The sequence below is a fragment of the Nocardia sp. NPDC049190 genome (assembly GCF_040648115.1).
Taxonomy (GTDB): domain Bacteria; phylum Actinomycetota; class Actinomycetes; order Mycobacteriales; family Mycobacteriaceae; genus Nocardia.
Map to the genome: position 1 here is coordinate 167,856 of NZ_JBEZDE010000005.1, position 23,488 is coordinate 191,343.

A 23,488-nucleotide genomic window follows, 5' to 3' on the forward strand; every position below is an offset into this window, starting at 1 on the left:
TTCGACCAGCACCGGCATCGACGGACCGAGTACCCTCCCATCCGGCAACTCGAAACCCTTGACCACCTGCAATAATTTCGGACCACGACGCACACCGTTACGAGCCAAGAACTCCAACAGCACATGCTTCGGAATATGTCTATGCTTATCGACGAGACCGATCCACTCATTCGGCACACTCGCGACAATGCCTTTGTATTCGAAATTACGGCTACCGCGGCCACCCAACGGCCTCCCGTGCCGAATCGCCTGCTCCGCCAATTCACGCGCCAATTCATCAGGCATCAACGGCCCCGGCCCGCCGAGATGTCCGTAACCCGCCGCCGCACTCGACCGCCGAGCACGCGCACGCACCGACTTCCGCTTCACCGCACCCGGCTGATCACCCACAGACAGAGCCTCGTGCGGCAGGCCGCCGGCCCCGGGCGCGTCAGCAGCCTGCCCGAGGACCGCGGAGTGGTCTGGGGCGTCGGTGTCGACGCTGCTGTGCCCGTCTGTCACCGCCTCGTAGGAATCGTCGTGCGGTGTGTCCGACACGGTGTGCTGGTCCGGCGACTGCGCCGCACCCGCGGGGCCGCTGTGCGGCGGGGGCCCGGAGTCCGGAGTCGGCGCGGAACCGCCGTCATCGTCACCACCATCGTCGCGTTCGTCGTCATCATCGGCGCGTTCCGGTCGAGTACCGGACCGACCGATCGGACCGTCCGCCAGATGGTCGGTGCTCACCAGCTCCACCACGTCCCCATCCCAACGGTCGCGGGGCTGGTAGAACCAGTTCGGCAGCGACAGCGGCAGCGAGTTGACGGTCTGGATCTGCCGAATCCTTTCGTCGTCGCCGACCCGACGCCAGTACGCATCCCGCTCCGCCGCGAACTGATGAACGATGACCGGCAACGAATACATGCCCATGAAGTGGGAAACGCCCGGATAGAGCTTCAGCGTTGCCGTGGGAATCAACGCCGCGTTCATTCGGCTCTGCTCGACCGGCACGAACCGGTCGTCATCACCGGTAACCACAACGACAGGGACTTTGTAATCGGCGAACCTGATACCCCAATCTTTGGACACCTGGACGGAATCGTCCCCCCATGCCTCCGGATTATTACGCAAACCGCGCTCATAGCCGCGGGTCAGCAGCTTCCAGTGCGCGCCCGCCCACCATTCATCCATCGGCGTGAAATCATCTTCGATGTACCGAAGCATCGAGGCGCCGTCTTGTGCGACATTGGCGGCCATCCCGTTCATCTTCGCCGCCAGTTCGGCCATGTCCTCCGTGCTGAAGACACTATTGTTGAATCCTCCGACGTCGCGGAGCCACTCTCCTCGGTCAACCCACTCGACTTGATCGACGACCCTCGGTGCACCGCCCACGAGCGAGACGATCCGGTCGACATGCTCAGGGTCCAACGCCCCGACCGCGATAGACGCCGGACCACCACCGGAACGACCGACTACCGAGTAATGCTCGAGAGCGAACAAATCCGTCGCGATGAAGATGATGTCGCGGGCACAATCGCGAACGGTCCGGTTCTCTTTCCGATCCGAAGCACCGTAACCGGGCCGCTCCACCAGAATCAGAGCAAATCCCCGCTCCGCCAACACTGTCATATCCGGCAACGGACCATCCACGCCCAGCGGCGAACCAGGAGACATGAAGATCGGATAACCAAGCGGATCGCCCCCCAGACGGAAATGAACCACTCGACCATCGGGCATTCGCGCACCGAACAAGGTCGAAATCTCACCGAGATCAGCCGTTTCCTCCGGCTCCGACACCTCCCAGACCTGCTCGTCATCGAGCAACGCCAACGCGGCCCGATGACCCTGTAGACGCCCCACCGCACGCCGCCGCAGCAACGCATCATCTTCTTGCCGAACCCGATCCGAGCCTGTCGACTCCGCCGACGCATCCTCGATCACCACGCGATCGCCGGGCTCGGCCGCCGGTTGTGTGGCCGGCGCGTGGGCGTCGGATTCCGCATCGGCCATGGGTACTTGGTCGTTCCACCGCAGGACCGTCACGAGAGCCTCGAGCTCGTCCGCTTCGCGGGTATCGCCGCCGAGTTCGCGCAGAGTCGCTACTTCAAGTCTGGCCGCGCTCAACAGCTCCCGAGCACGATCATCCGCTGCGAACGTCGAATCGAAGCGGTACCCGCAATAGGCGAGCACAGCGATGTTGACTCGGTTCACCGCCCGCGCATATTCCAGCAGACCGCCCGCGCGTGGCGCGGTCGGCGCGTCAGCGATCGCTGATTCCGCCTTTCGCAGGCCCTGTATACGGTCCTGAATCCAACGGCGATTGAAGTTGGCCGTGTCATCTTCGATGCCGACGTACTTGTGCGTGAAAACCTTTCCGCCGTGTAGCCAAAGACGCAGCCCTCTCGCCGCAAACCTGGTTTCTCTCAGCAGCTCGAGTCCGGCCTCGTCGTCCGCGGACATCGGGCTCGGCGCACTCGGCGCGGATTGCGCCTGCTCCGCGGCATCCCCATCCCGCACTGCATCTACCCCACCTGTGGCTGTGGGCACATTCGGTACCGGTGCGGCAGTGTTACCGAACTCCGACCCGCTGTCGCCGGACATCCCAGCTGTCGGCTGCGCGTACTCGCCCAGACCATCAGCAGCGGATCGACCGCCGGCGGAGGTCGGCCGCCCGATCCTGCCCAGCAGGTCGAAGACCGAGCGGCGCTTTCCTCCGGAACCTGGGTACACGCGGTCTGCCACATTATCTGCCGCACCCCGTATCAACCGGCCCAGCCAACCGCCGGGACCGCCGAAGACAGATCGGGAGGTATCCCGCACCTTCGACCCGATTTCCCCGGGAAGAAGGAGGTTGGCGAGGCCCGCGATGGCGTCCCCCATACCCAACAGCAGATTCGGGGACTCCCGAATAACGGTGCTGAGCAGATACTTGTCGACGACGTCCATCAGGTATTCCTCGGCGGCACGGCTGCCGATCATCGACCAGATGGCAGCACTGAGATACCGTGCCCGCAGATATTCGGGTCCTTGAGCTTCGAGCCCTCGGCAGCCCGGGAAATGCACTGCCGACCAGAGGTCGTTCTTGCAGTGTTCGACCCAGAACGCGTACTCCTCGTCAGTGAGCACCTCGCGCATCTTGGCGTAGTCGTCGAACAGCAGCGGCCGGCCCGAGAAGTACTCCATCTTGCCGAACAGAATCGACAGCAATTGCGGCAGCTCGTCGGACGATGTGTCCCGCATGAATCCGGTCAACTTGCTGATCCGCTTTTTGAGGTCCCGGGTACTGGGGCGCTGCGGCTCGTCGATCGGCAACGTCCGGAACTTCCAGACGGTGACAGTCCGACCGTCACGCGTAATCTTCCGCTGTTTGATGAACAGCGTCTCCAAGCTGACTTTGCCACCTTGCGCCAACTGATCAATCGACAAACCAGCCGTGATCATCAGGGCCATCGCCGAATAAACGGGGGCGCGTTTGAGGATCCGGCCCACCTCGAGCAGATCTTTGTCCGTCAACTCCACCGTGCGCAGCTTCTCGGTATTTCCCGAGAACAACGCGTCGAACCACTCCCCACGATTACTGACCCAGTCCGCGCCGAACGGCTCGCCCGCCTTGGGCCGCCGCGGTATATCCCGCATGTACCGGTACGCAACAGGATCGAGTGCGATCAACTCCTTGATAAGGGCATCCGCTCGAGCCCAATACGCATCCCCACCCACCGCATTATCACGCGAGTCCGAAGACTTGGGATGGTTGGACGCCACGTCCCGCACGGGCGACGGTTCCGAAGCTGGCTTACCGTCATCGGACGCACTCTCTTGCGCATTCGGTCGCTTGCTTTCCGGGGCGCCGCCCAGTTCGCATCCACCGCCAGTGATATCGACCTGCGCGATCCTTTCCACCCAGCGCTGCCCCCGCGCCCGCCGCGGACCACGATCCCAAGGATCACGGTCACGGCCATCGAAAGGATCATCCGCGTCATGAACCATCGTCCCGGTCCACGACTGCGCGACGCTTCGGGACGCGGAATGATCCGGCGGCGTCCATGTCGACGTGCCGTTCGATGTTTCGAGCTGCCCGCCGGGTGCGGACGGCGCCACCGCGGATTCCCCGGGTTTCTCATCCGACACCATTCCCCTGGCGGTGGCGGGCAACTCGTCCGCACCGGAGCCGTCCTCGGGTTCCGGCGACGGCAGGCTCGGTCCGCTGTCACGGGGATCGGTCGGAGCCGGGTCGGGTCCCGCTCCGTCCGGGTGAGGGATGTCGTCGTCCGGCTCGCCCAGCGCGAGGTAGCCGAAGATCTGTCGGTGGCCCTGGTCGGAGAAGGCGCGCAGCGCGGTGAAAGTGCCGTCGTGGACGACCATCAACTCCGGTTGCCCGGTGATCTTTTCCACCCACAGCACCGCGGTTCCCGCGGGGACGAGGACATACCAGATTTCGCTGTCGCGCCATCGATTCGACGGTGCTGGACCGACCTCGCCGACGAAGCAGGACGGCAGGGGCAACTCCGTACCGGGAAGCGTTTCCGAGGCACGGTCACCGAGCACGGCGGACGGCCGCGGCACCATGACGACCGTGTCGTGAGTCAAGCGCAATACCCGCGCCGCGGCGGCGATCTGCCGCATGTGGTCGCATTCTTCGGCTGGTCGACCGTCCGGGTCGCGCAGGAAAGCTTCGAACGCGGCGTTCGCGTCGATGATGTCGCCGTCGTCTCCGTACGCCCACCGCACCGCTCGCACAGCCGGCTGCGGCAGTCCCTCGGCGAAGAGGTCCCAGCGGTCGCGGAAGAACTCGATCGCGTCGGCATTGCTCCGGAACGCGATCGTGCCGCCGGACAGTTCCGCTCGCGCCAGTTCGTGTCGCGCCGGAACCGGCAACGCGGCGAACTCGTCCAGCGGCAACGGCTGTCCGTGTGCCTGGATGTCCAGGCGCTGCGCTTGCTCGTCGTAGTGCCGGAAAAGCTCATCTTCTGCGACCAGGACGTGATAACCCAGCAGGATCTCGGCCGGTTCGATCCAGGCGTCCGGCGCCGTCCCGGCGTAGGCTTCCTCGACCAGTTCGGCCACTCGCTCCCGATCCGACAGTTCGGCCGGGTCGGCGATCCCGATCAGACGCGCCAACTCCGTTTGCGCGTCGTCGCGCTTGCGCCGGAACCGTGTGCGCTGCCGCGGGTCGGCTTCCACCGCCAGCGCCGCCGTTTCACGGTCCTGTCGCGCCAGTTCCCGCTGTCGGTATGCCTCGACCACGTCACGGAGCAGCTCGATTTCCGCCAGCACGGCGGGGTCGTCGGCCCCATCCCCCCGTTCTTCGACCGCGGCCAATTCCCGTTGCATTTCGAACAGCCGCTGGGGCCGCGTGCGGCGTGCGGCGTGCGGGTCCGGACGTCGCGGCCCACTCTCGGCCGAGCCCAGGTGTGGGTCCGCGGCGAACCACACGTCATGGGTGCGCTTCTGCTGGGCGAACGGATCTCTGACCGGGCTCACCGGCCGATACCACGGAATCCCACCGAACTCCGCCACCGCGGCGTCGAGGCCCGCGAGGTCGCTGTGCGCCGCGATGGCAGTATCGCCGCCGATCGCCCACGCACCCAGTCCCAGATGAGGATCTACGGCACTCAACGGCGTCGGATTCGTCGGTCCCGACCGAGGCGTTGGTTGTGGTGATTCGTTGGACGACGTGTCCGTCGAGCTCTCACCGGGTGTGAGAGCCGCGACGAACTCTTCCCAGGTCAGCGGTTCGGTCACCCCCCATAGCCGATCACGGCAGACCTTCAGGCTGTCCCACAGGCCGATCAGAATGGCGCTGCGCTGTGCTGCGGTCAGGTCATGGGTGAGCAGCTTGATCACGTCGTGCACGACGCGTTGGATGTGCCCGAAATCCAGGAACTTGCGGAAATTGGGCGACTTCTCTCGCGGTAGGAGTAATCCGCCGCTGCGAAGATAGGCGATCGCGTCGTCCTGCGACCGCCGCCCCCACCTGGCCAACTCCATGTCGAAGATCCCGGTCACTCGATCCTCGAAGACATGCATATTGCCCAGGTTTCGATCGCCGTGGATGAACTGACCCGGTTCCGGATCGAAAGAATTCGGGTCGATCGGCGCGAAGGGCAGCTCCGGTACTCCCAGCGCGGCGAAGGCCTCCCGCAGCCCGGGATGCTTTCGGAGATGCTGCCGCAACACCCACATCTCGAAATTATTGTCGTATTCGACCTGTTCGGCGACGTCGTCACTCATCGGTGGCGGTGGCAGCTCCAGCGTGATCCGCTGCGGCGCGGGCAAATCCTCGGGGCGCACCTGGGCGAGCTGATCCTGGTACCGCATGTTCGCAGTCCGAATGACATCCCACAGCCTGGCCGCTTCCAGCTTCGACGGTTGGTGCCCGTTGATATAGCGGAAGACTTGTTTCTTACCCTCGGGGGTCTGGATTTCCGCCAATTGCCTCGGCGCGAGCTCGACGCCGCGCGCTACCGCTGCCGCGTTCACCTTGGACTCGTGTTCCGGCGCGAAGTACCGGAAATCCACCTTGTCGGGCGCGACGTGTTTCTGCTCGCGGGTCCAGAAGCTGTCCTGGACGTCGGCGCCCGTGTTGTGCATTCCCCCGAGACGTTTCGGCGCACGCTTCGCGATGTCGGTCAACAGCCGGGCGTCCCGCATCGGCATCTGGACGCCCGTATCGGGCGGCTCGCCCAGGGCACGGTAGGCCCGGGAAGGCAGGAAATGCCCCAGGTCGGTTTCCCATGTCACGGCGTTGATCTCGTCCATGACCAAGGAGTCCTTCAACGCGACGGTGAATTCGAGCTCGCGGGTCACCCCCACGCCATTGGGTTCCGCGTCGGTGACTGCTACCGTCCCGAGCACACCACCGGTCTCGCGCAAGGCATCCAAATACGGATCCACGGTCCCGTCGTAACCGATCCACATCCGTATGGTCCGGTCCATCCATGGCCCGCGAGTCTCCTGCACCCGCATCCGCACCGGCCCAACGGTCTCGTCCAACGCGAACGTCAACAACGCCTGGAGCAGGTCTGCGGCTCGCTCCGCCGTTTCCAAGGGCCAGTCGTGCATCGCTCTTGTCAAATGGCGACGAGTGAGCTCCACTATCGCGACCTCGGCCAAGTCGCTCAGTTCCACACCGTTCACGCGAATCATGTGCTCGTTGAACACCAGCGGCAGCGGCAACGTCACCGGCACACCGTCCGTCGCGTGCCCACGGTCGAAGACCTTCTGCACTCGGCGCACTGAACCTCGGGCGGACCGCCCCCACAAGCCCGACACAGCAGCGTAGTCGATCAGATATCGGGTATCGTGCGCGACGTCCCGCCCACCGGTGCGGGCATGCGCGACCGTGCGGTCCAACACCTCGTTGATCAAGAGGAATTTTTGCCAAATGGCGAGATCAGGACCGTAATTGGAGATGATCGGGACGAAATCTTGGCGCTCGTAGAAATTCATTACGGTCGCCAAATCAAAAGCGGGATCCCCCAGCTCGACCGAATACCAATCCCAGATCGTCATGTGTTGCTCGTCCGAAGTCATGAACACACTGTGCGGGAGTCGTCGGTGCACAATCGACAACTCGCGGGCAACCATCGAACCCGCATCAGCGAGCACCGACTCGAATGGATAGCGCGGAATCGCTAAACCCTCGGCAATAGGATCGAACTCCGCTCGCCATTCTTCGAATTTTTGCTGGCTTTCTGCCACCTTGGACAGCAGATAATCCACCGTATTGCGGTCGCCCGGCCTACTCGAGTGTGCCGAAAGTGTTCGGGTCGGAATCTCCGACAGCATTCGCCGGAAGAAACCCAACACGCCGTCTCGTACGAATCCCTCTTCGCGGACATGCTCCGGCGGCACTCGCTCTCCCAGCGGAGCGCGCAGAATCATGACCTCGACCACCCGCCCGTCGGGTGTGCGGACCCCGCTTCGGGTTCGAATCACCTCCGGAATAAACGGAAGGCCTCGACTGGCCAAGAACCGAAGCAGCTTCGCCGGCGGCAGCGACGTCGGGCCGGTCGGGACCTCCACCACGAAATCCGCTACGTGATAACGATCTACGCCGACGCCTCGCTCCAGCCGCCCGGCCAGGAACGCCGTCTCGATCAAGGCATCGGCCTGATAGGCGGACATCGTCGACCGTCGAGAGCCGTCGCTCCCCCATGCCGCATAGGAACGAGACGGAAACACCGATACCCGGCTTCGAACGCTCGCCCGAACATCGACAGCGCCCGGCGCGGACAATTCCGCGCGCAACATCGCGATCACTCGCCGAGCCAACCGAACCTGCAGCGCATCCGCGGTCCGCGGCGGCAGATTCATCGCGTCCGCGGTCTGACGCAGGGTTCGCCCGTCGAAGAAGCGGTGTTGGGCGAACTCCCGGTCCTGTGGGCGCCGCAACTGCGCGAGGCATCGCTGCCGTGCTTCGGCGGTGATGCGCGGACTGTCCAGCAAAACCCGCAGCCGGATGTCCAGTTCTCGTACGCGACCGTGCAGCCGCCACGCCATCAACCGCGACATACGCGTGCACAGCTCGTCGATGTTCGCGATGTCGGGCAGCTCAGCGGCGAGTTCCGCCCGCGTCATTCCCTGTAGGTACCGCGCCCGGGCGAGGCGATGCAGGTCCGGGGGAAGCGACTCTATCGCTCGGTGCACCCCGGCCAGGCTGTGGCGCCCATCAAGTTCCGACCGCTCATCTGCCGTCGCATCGGCGGGGAGCACCGGCGTGGTGGATTCGGATCGCGCGCCCGCAGTGCGCCCCGAGTCGGTATCCGCATCGTCCCGGTTGGAGGTCGGGCCGGGAACCGAGGGGGTGGGGGATGTGTCCTCGCCCGAGTCGCCGGGGCCATGGGGGTCGTCATCGGGCGCTCGTTCTCCAGACGCTTGCTCTCCGGGCGTGCTGGTGAGCGTGCCGTAGACGTTTCCGAGGCCACTCTCGTCGTGGAAAGCGTAAGTCACCTGAAGGTCTCCGTCGGGCACGATCTCCGCGTCGTAGACGGCGTCGAGGCGCTCCGGCCACTGCATGAGCGTGCCCTTCGGCAACCGTGCGTACCCGACGGTTCCAGTCGCCGACGGCGCCGAACGAATACCGATCGTCGCCACGGTGCCCGCCGGTATCGGCACCGTATCGGGCAGCTCGGCGAGGTCGCCGGTGATATCGAGTTCGATCGCGACCACCAGATCGTGCGGCAACGGCGAGCGCTTCCCCAGCTGCGTCGCCACAAATTTCGCGGTATCCCACCCGGTTTCCACCGTGAAGGTGCCCGCGGCGATCGAGCCCCAGGCCACGGCGCGTTTCCCGATATCCGGGAGGCGGTCGAAGTTCGCCGCCTCGTCGAACGGCAACAGGACACCGTCTTCGGCCATGTGGCGAACCTTGGACAGGACGGAATCCACGCTCGCGTCGCTCGCGGGTAGCGACCGCCCCCACAGGCGGTAGGCCTGTAGCAGACTGGTCCGCAGGCTGTGCTCGACCTCGGCACGGCGAGCAGGCGTCAGATCCGGCGACACCAGCGCCACCAGATCCTCCAGCACGTCGAGAATCGCCAGGAAGTCACCGTAGATACGAGCGTTCTCACGCCCCATCGCCCACGGTAAGCCGCCCCCACTCAGGCGTCGGAGATGGCGTTCCATCATTGCCCAGGTGAAAGCTGGGTCGCCCCACATGAATTCGAGTTTGTCGATCGCGACGAAAGCCCCGCCTTCGATTCGGAAGTCTCTGGGATCGAGGATCGGAATCAACTGCAGTCGTGTGGGCGTCGGGCTGCTCGCCAGGACCGCCGCGAACGGACGTTCCGGGATGTCGAGCCAATTCAGAAACTCCTGCAATCGTGGCAGATGCCGCGAGAACACCGCCATCACCGAGTCGACGAGGGAGCGCAGGAAATCATCCACCGTCTCGATCTCCGGGTCGACGAGGGAGAGCGGGAATTCATCCGCTGTCTCGCTCTCCGGGTCGACGGACACCGACTGCAACGCCGATACCGGCACCAGCGCAGCCTGATCGAGCAGCCGCTGCGTGGCAGCGATCATCTCGTTGTCGAGCATGTTCAACTCGACGGAGCTCGCCGGATGTCCGGGCGGTTCCTGCTGTACGAAGCCCCCGTCGTCCAGAACCTGCAACACCCGCGGCACCCGGTCCACGTACGGCGCGATCGCCACCAGCACGTGCGGCAACGAACCGTGCAACAGCCGCGTACTCATGTCGTCCGGATTCCGCGGCTTCGGCCACGACAGCCGGAGCCCGCTTCCCACCGCGGCTTCCCAGCTGTGCTCCCCCTCGACCACATCGGAAGCGCCGTCCGCCCGCGCAGGTAGCAACACCATCGCGTCCGCCCGCGACAGCGTCGGCCGGCCGTCCTCGGGCAGGCCCAGGGGGAGGAATCGGTAGGCCTGGGTCCGGTTGGGCGACGATGCCTCCTGCGGAATCAACCCGGCGACATCGCCGGCCCGGGTCGCACCGAAATGCGCGGTACGAAGAGTGAATTCGAACGACCAGGTGGCCCACCGCTCGTGCCGGTCGTCCAACGCGGACGCGCTCACCGCCACGAACTGGTCCGCCACCATTTCCGGCAGCATCTCGGGGGTGAACGGTTCCGGTCCGGTGTAGAGCACTCGGACCCGCATCATCCGGCGGCCGCGCGGTTCGGCAACCTCGTCGACGAGCATCTCCACTCGGCCCGTATCGGTGGTCCGCAACGCGTGTCGCAGTACATGACCCAGCGCGATATCCGCGGCCACGCACTGTTCGAGTTCCGCGGGTGACCATCCCGCCAGGGAGCGATGCAGGAAGGTTCCCGCGTCGCGCACAGCGTCGGCCGACTGGTCGACCGTGTATACCTCCTCCTCGCCTCGCACGACGTACTGGCGCCTGCTCGGACGACCGTCTGTGACCGGAAGCGCTGCCTGAGCGACCGCGCTGTCGGCCATGGCCGCGAGAACTCGCGCACCGTCCTCAGCGGGCAACCCCCACACCCGCCGTGCGGCCTCGAAGTGCGCCAGATAGCTCGGGTCGGGCTCACGGTCCAGGTTATCCACCGCCCGCTCGACAGCGGCCTGCACGGCGATCAACGCCCGCCAGGTGTCCATATTCGGACCGTCGGAGATACCGGGAACGGAAAGTGGTTGTTCGCTGTGCGATTCGAGCAGGGCCAGGTCGACTCCTTGCGATCCCAGGCCGAGCTTGTGCCATCCGGTGACAGCGACGAGCTCGCCGCGCTCGTCGATCCACAGGTCTCCCGGGCTGAACACGCCGCGCATCAAACGTATCGGCTCGTCGACGACGTCGGCTTCCCGGTCGCGGATCCGCTCGTATGGTCTGACCGGAACCTCCAAACCTCGCAGGACCTCGTCCAAGCCACCTTGCTGCGACGCTTCGAAAGTCAGTTCTCGGCGGCCTGTTTGGCTCAGCAGTAATCGTTCGATCTCGCCTGGTTGTCCGTCCCGGTAGAAGTAGGGAGCCTCGGCGGGCAACTGGGCCGACAGCCACGCCAGCGACTCGTCCGCCGGTATCTGCCGTATCTGCTGCCACTGTTTCGCCAGCGACCGCAGGATGCGGTCGCGGTACCGGTTGAATTCATCCCGGGTGGCGGGGTGAGCTTCACGGTCGAGGCGCATTACCACAACCCTGGTGGATTCGTCTGCCACGATCCCGCCCGGCAACCGGTGTCCGCGCGACCACCCGACGCGCCGCCAACCGTCCGCATCCCAGCCACGCTCCACCGGATCCCGGCCACCGAGCACACACAGCACGGGGAGCACCCATCCGACGCCGTGACCGGCCAGGAACGCCGATGCATCGTGCTGTGGAACTTGTTGCAGATATTCGTTGGTCGGCGCCTCCACCAGCACCACGTAGTCCTTGTAGACGTAGTAGTCACCGTCTTCTTGCGCGGTGCGCTCGCCCCGTCGCAGGACTGTCGCGGCGATGCGCACCGCGTCGTCGTCCTGCATAGTCCGACCGGATCCCTCGGACGCGCCCAGCGGGCGGAATTCCGTTCCAGGCGGCAAAGCCTGCTCGGCGACGGCCGGTAGGTCGCCGGTCTCCTCGGCCATGTCCGTCACCCGAGACGCCAGCTCCGGTGTCTCCTCGGCCGCCAGGCGGACCGACCGTTCGACACGAAGCCACACGGCGAGGAATTGCCGGTAGATCATGGCGTTGTTGTCGAGATCCGCTTCGGGTATCAAGCCCGGGTGCATGGTGGCCAACCAGGCCGAAACCCAGGACCACCCGTCGACCAGACCCAGTGCGCCGGTGACCCCGGAGACCTGGTCGTCGGCGAACAGAATGTTCGTACCGTCAAAGGCGATCGGCGCCAATTGCAGTGGCCGGTCCTCCAATTCGCCGATCCGATGTTCCACCTGTCCGAGGGCGTCGACAGCATCGCCCATCCCCAGCGCTTCCACCGCCGCCGCAAAGGGTGCGACCGCCACCCGCGCATGCTCGACCAGCGACCGCAGGAATTCGCGGGCAGTGCGCGGAGTTCCGGAAGCCATGTCCTCCAGCGTTTCCCACGGCACTTGCGCCAACTGTCGCAGCAGCAAGTCGGCGGTGCGCCGGATCTCGTCGGCCTTGGCGATCAGGGCGTCGCCTTCCCGCTGGACGCCGGGCAGACGTCGCGTGACCAGCACCAGATTCGCGACGTCGTCACCCTCCATCACGTCCGACCCTGGGAAGGCGTGCAGGACTTGCGGCAGCAGCTCAGGCACAGCAGGTGCGGTCGCGATAGCCAGTCGGTGCTCCTTGCCCGCGAACCGCCGCAGTCCCAGCGGGTCCGCACCGAGTGGGCTGTCCGGGTAGACGTCCCGACAGACCCAGAAGGTCTCGCCGACACCGGCCCCCGCCCAATGCGTCGCCTCGACGACGTCCATTGTCGACGACGAGGCCATCCACAGCAGACGCAGCGCATCGTTCGCAGACAGTTTCGGACGCCCGTCCTCGGCGGGCGCGCCCATGTGCCGGAACCGCACCGCGGAATCGGATACCGTCCGGTCAGGCGGGCTGGACGGCCCGGCGGTCGAACTGTGATTCCCGAAGGACCCGAGCCGCGAGACCAAGCGAGGCGCTGCGGGAGCGGCTCCAGCGTTCTCAGGCGCGGTGGGGTTCTCCGTCCGACGCATGTATTCGACAGCGGGGAGCGAACCCGGCGGGTTCCGCTCGTAGAGCGTGGCTTGCTCGACAATGCGGCGACGCAAACTCAGATACAGGTTGTTCTCGCCGTCGGTGAGTTCCGGCCGATAGTCCGGATGGGATTCGAAGAGATCGGCCTCGCCGACGGTGAATGATTCCGCGATCGCCGATTCTGGATCGAAAACTCCGTCGCGGAAGCAGTAACCGGAGAACTGGGTACGCAGCCATGCCTGGAAATCCATCCCCGCGGGCACTTCGGAAGCGTCGAAAGTCCCTCGAAGACCATCGATTACCGCCCTTCCGGGTGGGAGCTTCGCGTTCAACCAGCGGCCGATCGCATGCAGCAGGGCCCCCGGCAGCGGGTGAAACCGGACCCAGCGACGCCATCCGGATCGGAGGTCATCGCCCACCCGCAAGTCCACATGTGCCGGCATACCGGCCCACAACAGGTCCACCGCGAATTCGCCCGCGTTTGTCACGATGGGCTCGGTGCGGTCGATGTGGTGCGCGTCCTCGTGGTAGTCGACGAACACCTGCAGACGGTCCGTAGCGTCATCGTCGCGGGGCTTCCCGAACACCAGGGACGGCGCCCCCGTCTCAGGGTCTCCGGCCATGGTGGCGAGCACCCGGTACCTCGCGAACAGGGCCTTGAAGGTATCGGCGAACTCTCGCACGGCCTCGGCACGCACCACTGATTCGTCGGCCCCGTAAACCCGGACATTCAGCTCGGCCAGCCCTCGCACGAGCAGAGTTTTGGTCTCCTGTTCGGCCTGGGATACCGCTTTGTGGTACTTCGACAGCCGGGTGACCTCGGCATCGAGTTCATCCACCGCGGCCGCGGTCCGCCGCAGCAGGGCGTGCAGCGCGACCGCGCCCTCCCCGGCAGCGGCGCCATGATGTTCTACCGCGGCGAACGATTGGGTCAGCAAGGCACGCTGGTAGGGCATGCCGGAATGCAGACCGGGCAACTCACCGAATTCCGTCCGCAACCATCCATCGAACGACAGCGCGCGGTCGCCGGTTTCGAACACGTCGATCAAGGTCCGCAACACCGAGTCGACCGCTTGCTTGCCGGTCAGGAAGGCCAACACCTCGGCCACCGCCCCATCGACCATGCCGCGCACCGGGTCGTCGACCAGACCACGGAGTCGACCCGATGCCACCTGCCGCACCCACGCGCCCGCCAATGCTTCGGGATCGCGCAGATAAAGACTGTTGAAGGTGATCGACCGGGCAAAAGACCAGGGTCGCGCGAGACCCCGCGCCGACTCGTACTCGTCCTGCTCGACGCGCCAGAACACGTCCGGCGCCATCTCTGCGAAGTCCACCACGCGCACATCGAACCCGGGGTGCTCGACCACAGCACGCTCCAAGCGATGAGCGACGGCCAGAACCATGTCGCGGTCGAGTCCGTCGGCGAGGAAGTTCGCTCCGGCACGAATACCGTTTCTGCGCAGCGGGATGTCGGCGGCCACATCCGGGTCGCGGTCCTCCGGACGGACTGGTTCGACACCGGCCCCGGCCGCTACGCGAAGCTCCTCGAGCCACTCCTCCAGCCAGTCGGCGGGTTCTACGTCGCCCGCGTCCTGCAACCGCTTTTGCCGAGTCCGCAGCGTGCCTCGGTGTCGCAATATCCGCTTCGCCGGCGACTCCGGCACTTCCGCCGGGCCGTCCGCTGGAGCGCTGTCGCGTAGCTCGTCCTCGTCCTCCTCGTCCGTAGAGCCATGACGGTCCGCGTCCGGATCCGCTGGGCCGAACCTGGTCTCGGTCCCCGAGTCGCGCACCCACTGACGCGACGCCGGCGGAGGCTGAGGTAGACCCAGCGCCTCGGGGACGGAAGGCGCGGCAGAGAACTCCCGTTCACCGGCCGAACGCTCCGGTTCGGTCTGTGCCGATCGTTCCTGACTCGACCGTGCGTCGGACATATCGGCGTCTCCGGATGACCTCACCCCGATGTCATCCGGACCATCCGACTCCGACGCACCATTGTCCTGCGCCGCGAGTCTCAAGATTCCGGCGAGGAATCGGGCGCTCGGCAGCGACGTCGACTCGACTCCCCACAAACGCTGCAAGCGGGGCATATTCGCGCGCACGTCGCGCAGAGCCTGAGCCTGTCGCTCGGGACTTATCTCACCCCGAGACAATGCGACAATAGTGTCGATAGTGTCCCTTATCCGGACAAGATCGTCGTATACCCGGACATTTTCGCCCGCGCCCGGCAGCCGGACAGAATCTGCACCGGGCCGATAACCCAAAGTCGCGCGGTCGTAGTCGGGATCGCCGTACCGAGCGTGATCGAACCCGGTGTACCCAGCGACCCCACCGTTCTCGACCCGAACATGCTTGCGAATGAGACGGCCGTGGATCAGTTGGAGTTCGACCTCGGCCATCGCGTCGGCAGCCGCGCGAACCGACGCATAAGGATGCTCAGGGAAACCCAACGTATCGAAAGCGTCGGCCACCGCCGGATCCTTGTGGTTCACCAGGTAGAACGCCTCCGCCTCCTCGACGACGTCACGAGCGAATTTCCTGGCGGACTGTGGCAGGTCATCGTTCAACTGCAGCAGCACCTCCCGCGGCACCTGCTTCAACTCACCCAGCAGGCCTTCCGCATCCGCCGCCACCATGTCGAACATCTGCCGGAATGCGTCCTCCGACAGCGGCTTGCCCGGAATATGTTGTTGGACCGTGATGGTGGACATGAACGCCCCATCCGCCATGATCGGTACCTGGGTGGCCACGTGCAGCAGTCGCGGCACTCGATCACCGACAAAGGGAGCGATCACGGGCAGCAGCCGATACGCGCGGAACTCCCGCATACCCGCCTGCTGAGCGACCTCCTTTCGCTCCATCCGCACGAATAGGTCGCCGATCCGTCTCCTGTCGTGATAGGTCACATCCCACGGGCTGAGCCCGAGGTGCGCAGTGACCAACAGGATTCGCGCTTCGAAGTCGGACATTTCCGGGCGGGGATCCGCAACCGCGCCGAAGGACGGATAGTCCGCCACGGGCCGTATATCGTTCAGCCCGATCCTCTTCCGTATGTCGAATGACAACGCCGAGGACGGCTGGCGCGGCTCGCCTATCGGATCTGTGCGCTCCTGGTAGCCGTAGACGAGTATCAGTTCCGCGTCTTCGGGGAAGGCCCGGCTCGCGCGGTAATCCAGACCGTCGACGAAGGCAAGGCGCGGCGTTCCGGAATCCGAAACCGCGCGTGCCATTGTGCCCGCGGACACCCGGACGAAGGCAGTGTCGATGTAGCTCTGCTCGAGTTCGTCGTGGCATAGGACCGCGGTCCCGTCCTGCGCCGGGTAAACGTTGCCGCGCATTCGCTCGGGATGGTCGATGTACTCGTCGGCCAGGTCGAGATCGACCGCGACCAAGATATCGTGCGGCAGCGGACGGGCCTCATCGACGTCGAAGTACGCCCGGATGTATTCGACCGCCTCCGCTTCGGTGGTGAAAACGACAGTCTCGCTGGCGATTTCGAATAGCGCATACTCGTTCTTCTGCCATACGGGGTATAGGTCGAAATCGTCCTCGTCCGAGAATTGCCGATAGCGGAAGGGGCCGGGCGTGTGATCGACTTCGAGCGGCCTGTTCCGAGGCGAAGGTGCCGCTGCACCGGAGCCGATCGCCATTCGCGATGAGATCCCCGCCGAGGACGCGGCCCCAGCGCGAGTGCCCCGCGCCTCGGACGGCAGGGTGTCGCTGTCGGCCTGTCCTTCCTCGACTGGGGTGAATCGGCCGTAGATATTCCAGATGCCGTTCTCGTCGAGGAAAGCGTGGGTCACAGCGAGTTCGCCGCCATGGACGAGCCGCACATCGAAGACGTCCCCCAGACGTTGCGGCCATTCCACAACCGTGTCTTCGGGCACCAATACATACCCGATGGCTCGTGTCGTGGTCTGCCCGGAATGGCTGCCGACCCTCGCCACTGCACCCGCAGGTACCGACAACACCGCCTCCGGCGACACGGGGAGGTCCGCAGTAGTGAGCTCCACTTCCATCATCAGGCTGCGCGGCAGCGGCGATTGCTTCCCCAACTCGTTCATGGCGAATGGCGCGGTATCCCAGCCGGTTTCCACGGGGAATGCGTCCGCGGCGAGCTCCCCGCGAGCCACGGCGTGTTTGGCGAAAGGCAGGAGCCGGTCGAAGACGGGCTGCCGTTTGAGCGGTGCGAAGACAGCGTCGTCGGCCATGGCACGGACCTTGGTAAAAACGGTGTCGATCGTCTCGAATCCGCCGCCGAGTTTCTTGCCCCAGATATTGTCGGCCTTGAGCAGGGTCTGCCGCAGGCGCCGTTCGAGTTCGACGCGACGAGCGGGCTCCAGGTCCGGCGACACCAGCGCGATCAGATCCGTCAAAACATCGCACACCGTAAGGAAATCCGCGTAGACCCGGCTGTTGCCACGTCCGTAGATCCACGGCCCGTGTCCCCCGTAACTATGGCTCAGCTCCGCAAAGGCGAAGGCCCGGTCACCCATCATCCAATTGGTTCCCGTGAAACCGACGACGAGCCCGCTGTCGAGTCGGAAATTATCGAACGTGAGGGTCGGGATCAACTGCAGCTGGGCGGGCGTCAATTCCCGCGCCGATATCGCCGCGAACGGATCGTCGGGGATGTCGAGCCAGTCGAACACTTGCCGCAGGTTCTCCAGATGCGGTGCGAGCACCCGCTTCGCGTGGTCGACGAGGTAATCCCGGAAGTCCTCCACTGTCTTCAACTCCGGGATCTCCGAGGACTCCTGGGACCCCGAGGGCTCCTGGGACTCCTGGGGCTCCTGGGGCTCCGGGCGTAGTGCCGGCACCAGCGCAGCCTGGTCGAGCATCCGCTCGGCGGCTGCGTACATGTCGTAATAGAGCATCTTGAACTCGGCACGGCTCGCCGGATGCCCAGGCATTGCCTGCATCAGGTATGCCTTCCCACCGTCGAGAACACGCAGCACCCGCTGCGTCAGGTCGACATGCGGCGTTATCGCCGCCATGACCTGAGGGAACCGGCCCTGCGACGACCGCGCACGCATGTCATCCGGACGTGACGGCTTCGGCCGCTGCATCCAGAGCCCGCTTCCCACCGCGACACCCCAACTGTGCGGCCCTTCGACCAGGTCGAGGGCGCTGTCGGCTCGAGTGGGTAGCAACGCCATCGCACCCGCCCATGACAACTGCGGACCGGACTCCACGGGCATGCCCAGTGCGCGGTACCGGTGGGCTTGGGACCGGGTGACCAACAGCGAGTCCCCCGGGACCAACCCGGCAACGTCGCCGGCCCGGGTGTTCCGGAATTGTTGCGTGCTGATACTGAATTCGAACGACTTCTCGGCCCACCCTTCGTGCCGATCGTCCAGCGCGGACGCGGTCGCCGTCTCCAACCAGCCCGCGACGGATCTCGGCAGCATGGTCGGGACGAACAATTCCGACCCGGAGTAGAGCACTCGGACCTGCAACCCCCGATGCCCATGCCGCACCGAGAACTCGTGGACGAATACCTCCACCTGGCCGTCGTTGGAGGCGAGCAACGCATGCCGTACCACAGGGCCCAGTGCCATGTCCGCGGCCATGCACTCTTCGGAGCTTGTGGGCGCCCATCCCGCCAGCGAACGACGCAGGAAATTGCCCGCCGCGCGCACGGCATCGGCCAACCGGTCACCGGTGTAGACATCCCCGGCCTCCCGCACGACGTGACGCCGGGTGCCCGGGCGACCGCTGACCGGGGTCACCCCTCGAGCGATCGGGCTGTCCACGACGGCCGCGACAACGGCGGCGCCGTCCTTGGCGGGCAAACCCCACACCTGTCGCGCGGTCTCGACGCGCGCCAGGAACGACGGGTCGGGCTCGGGAACCAAGTGCTGCGCCGCCTGCCCGACGGCGAGATTCACGGCGACCAGGTCCCGCCATGTCTTCCGATTCGGGCTGTCGGAAACGCCCGGAACGGAAAGTGGCTGATCGCTGTGTGTTTCGAGGATGGCGAGGTCGTACCCCGATGGCCCCGGCTGAGCCGCGTGCCACCCGATGACCTCGACCAGGTGGCCGCGGTCGTCGATCAGTAGTTTCTCCGGGCTGAGATCGCCGTGCAGCAGTGCACGCATCTGTTCCGCGACGACCTTCCGCTCGCGAAGTTGATCGTAAGGACGGCGCGGAAACTCCAACCCCCGGAAGACTTCATCCAAACCAGCATCCCGCGACGCGTCGAAAGACGTCCACCTGACGGTTGTTTCCTTCATCAGAAATGACCGGACCGCGTCCGGTCCCGCCATGCTGTCCAGCGCCCAGTCGCGCAGCTTGGCCGACAGCCACGGCCGTGACTCGTCCTGAGGTATCTGTTCGATCTGCTGCCACTGCGTCTGCAACGACGCCATGATGCGGTCCCGATACCGGTTGAACTCCTCCCGGGTAGCGCGGTGAGCCTTGGGGTTGCGACGCATCAACACAATCCGACTGGACTCGTCCGCCACGATCCCGCCCGGCAATCGGTGCCCACGCGACCGCCCGGTGTGGATTCGTTGCCTACTGCTCCAGTAGCGGTCCACCAGATCCTGGCCACCCAGCACACCCAGCACCTGAGGCATCCGGCCGACGCCATGCCGCGTCAGAAACTCCGCCGTTTCGTGCAGCGGGATCCCGTATCTCCGTTTATGTGGCGTCTCGACCAGCACCCGGTAGTCGTCGTGCTCGTAGTAGACGCCCTCCTCGCACACGGTGGCGGTACCTGAACGGATGACCTCCACGGCGATCCGCGCCGTTTCGTCTTCAGTCATGATCCGGCCACCGGGTTCCGCACCCAGTGCGCTGAATTCACGCGCGGACGGCAACGCTCGCCCGGTATTCGCCGCGCCGAGCAGCGCCTGCTTCGGCCGCAACAGAAGAGCCGAGTTCCTTTCCGCCGCCATGCCCGCCAACTGTTCGACAAGCCCCCACTCGGTGAGGAACTGCCAATAGATCATGGCGTTGTTGTCGAGAAGTCGCTCGGGGACAAGACCCACGTGCCTGCTGTTCAACCAAGCCCACAGCCAGGACGGATCCAGCCACCCCAGCGCCCCGGTAACCCCGGAAACCCGGTCGTTGGCGAACAGAATGTTCGTGCTGTCGAAGGCGATCGGCACCAATTGCAGCGGTCGCGGATCCAATTGTTCGATCAGCGATTCCACGTGTCGGAATTCGTCGACGACGTCGACGAGCCCCAACGCTTCCACCGCGGCCCGGTGCGGTTCGAACGCCCTTCGAGCGTGATCGATCAGCGCTCGCAGGCGAACATCGACATGCTGATCAGCGTGGGAAACCGTGTTGCCCAACGCCTCCCGCGGCACCTCGGCCAACTGCTGGAGCAATACCTCGCCGGTGGGCACGATCTCGTCGGCCATGGCATCGAAATCACGGCCGTACCGGTGGGCGCCGAGCAGCCGACGCATGACAAGCACCAGATGCGGGACGTTGCCGCCCTGCCACACCTCCGCTCCCGCGAACGCAGCGAGAACTTGCGGCAGCAACTCCGGTACGGCTCGTGCGGTGGCAATGGCCAGTCGGTGCTCCTGGCCGGCAAGAATCCGCAGTCCCAGGGGGTCGTCGCCGAACAAGCGGTCCGGGTGGACGTCCCACCTGACCCAGTAGCCGTCACCGATCGCCTTGCCCGCCCAATGTGTTCCCTCGACAAAGGACACGCTCGGCTCCGTGACCATCCGCACCACGTTCAGCGCGTCGTACCTGGGCAGCCCGGGACGATCGACGGTCGAGCCCAAATGCCGGAACCGCACGGCGGGTTCGGGCAGGATCTGATAGAGCGAAGCGGGTGGTTTCACCTTCGCCTTGTCCCCGCCAATTTTCCCGAAGTACCGGGTCGACAAGTCGAATCCGGTGGTATTCGTCGGCCAACCGCTCGGGTCCGCCACGAACCGAGTCGTGACGTCGCCGAACCAGTCCAGTACCTCGTCGGGAATACGGTCTACCGGGAACAGCTCGGGGGAATCGCTCGACACGGTGATACGCACACTCCGGTTCCATTCCGGCATGGCGGCCTTTTCACCCATCAACACGATCCGGCCGGGCGCCGTTTCCCAGGCATGCGAAACCATCCGGCGCACCACATCGCTGATAGCTCTGCGTTTATGGTCGGGCCAATTCACGACGAAGTCGTCGACGAATTGCACAGCACCCTGAATCAGAAACTCGGTCTGCTGAGCGTCGTAGACGCTGCCTTCGGAGCGCACTTCCAACTCCGTGACGTCCGGGTCCGCCTCGATCTTGGTCCGGGTGTCGGAGCCGGCCACCCGGGCCACCAACTCCCCGGCGCCGCGCGGGTTGTGGCCGGTGAACATCCGCATGATGGCGTAACTGGCCAGATAGTTGGCGTCCCGACTACCAGGAACCTGCCGCCCGGCATCGTGCACGGTGCGCTGCAGGTGGGATAGCAACAACCAGAACCACATGTTCGCCCCGCCGAGCGAACTCGGAACGAAACCGGGGAAATCGAGCATGTGGAGGCGAGCCCACTGGAAGGACTGCGGAGTCAACAACGCCAGTTCCCAATCCAGCAAGAGGAACGGGTCGAGAAGGATGTTGTCTCGAATCCAATCACTCTGCCCCAGATACAGTTCTTCGGGCAGCAACAGCGGGATCAGCTGTTCGAGGCGATCGAACATCTCCTCGGAAATTCCGAGTTGGCGATACTTTTCGCCATGCTTTTCCGCCATCGAGCGGAACACCCTGCGCTGTTCGTCGATCAGGTAGCGGGCGAACTCCCAGACATCCGTGGGTGTATCGGCGGGGAGATACTGCCGCAACGGTTCCAGGTCGACGGTGCGCAGCTGCTCGAACATCCGCTTCTGCTGCGCGAGCAACTTCTCGCGGCGTTGGTAGAACTCCGCTTGGGTGCCCTTGTGTCCCGTGCCCCGACGCAGGAGCAGTCCGGGCGCCGACTCCGGCGTAACCGTGCCGTCGGGCAGTCGGAAGTCGTTCAATACCGCGAACATCCGGGGCGTATTGGGCACGCCGGCCGCGGTTATCGCCTCCAATACGGCGTGTTGGGGGAACTGTCTCGGGTCAACCCCCTCCACCTGTTTCGTCAGCAGCAGAACGTATTCGCCGATGAAGTAGACGCGGCTGCTGAACCCGTCCGCGGTCTCGCCGCGTTCGAGTGCGGCGTAGGCGATCGCCTCGGCGTGCTCCCTGGGCATCTCCACCCCGGAGTCCGCACCGAGCGGACGATATTCGCTCGCCCACAACACACCGGGCGGGTTCTGCGCCCGCCACCCGTGCGGATCCTCGTCCTCGATTCCGGAAGACACCGTGCCGTGCGCAGGATCGGGTTCGATCGGCTCGATGAGATCCGAGTCGGTCAGGTTCAATGCCGCGGCCAACGCCGGTCCGGGTCGGCCGTGCTCGTCGAACAGCGAGCGCGGATCTACGTACCGGAACTCCGGCGGATCACCCCAGGAATCGTCGAACGTGGCGCTCTCCGCCGTTTCCACATCTCGGACACCACTACCCGGATTCCGTGTGGCTTCCGCCGCCATACGGATGCGCAACTGCTCATAGAGATACCTCTCACCCTCGGTGATCGGCGCCAAATATTCTCGCTCTATTGCTCCGAGAACCATGTCGGACGCACCCACCGAGAACGATTCCGCGATCGCCGCTGCGAGGTCGAAAACTCCGCCACGGAAACAATACCCGGAGAACTGAGTGCGCAACCAAGCATCGAAACCCACTTCCCCGGAGTCCTCGGATGCTTCGAAGATTTCTCTGATGCCTGCCAATTCCGACTCTCCAGCCGGCAGCGTCGTATTCAGCCAAGAGCCGATCGCATGCAGCAGAACCGACGGAATCTTATGATTGGTACTGCCGCGACGCCACCCGGATTCGATGCCGCGCAACACCTTTTCGTCCAGATGATCCACTGGTACAGCCGCCCACAGCAAGTTCACCGCGATCTCGCCCGCGCCGGCATCGCCGGACTCGGTCTGGTCGATCGGGAGCGCGACCTCGTTGTACTCCGCCACCACATCCGATCGAGCCGTGACACCGTCGCCATCACCGTGGAGCACCCCGATCCGCAGCTGCGGCATCCCACCCGGTCGGGACGTTATCGTCTCGAACGCCGGGTCACCCGCCCGCAGCGCCCCGATGGTCTCGACGATCACGCGCGGGACCTCGGCAGGCAGCGTCGGTTCGCGGAAGCCGACGGCGCGGAAGCCCTGCATGGTCAACCGTCGCTCCAGCAGGGAATTCGTCTCCTGCTCAGCCACGGACACCTGACGATGGTCTTCGAGGGCTCGTGCCACTCGACGATGGAGCTTCGCCGCGTCCGCCGCGGTTTTGCGTAGCAGGCGGTGCAGAGCCACTCGCCCCACCCCACCGGCAGCGCCCTGGCTCTCCACTATCGCGAACGAT

General features: G+C 65.1%; 1 protein-coding gene (running past both ends of the window). It reads right to left on the reverse strand.

Every position in this 23,488-nt window falls within one protein-coding gene, locus tag AB0B25_RS07320, for an alpha/beta fold hydrolase (RefSeq protein ID WP_357176029.1), read on the reverse strand. The gene is 151,173 nt long; 29,097 of those nucleotides lie to the left of the window and 98,588 to its right, leaving coding positions 98,589–122,076 in view (codon 32,863, partial, through codon 40,692, complete); the first complete codon in reading order (the gene reads right to left) occupies positions 23,485 to 23,487. The start codon and the stop codon both lie outside this window.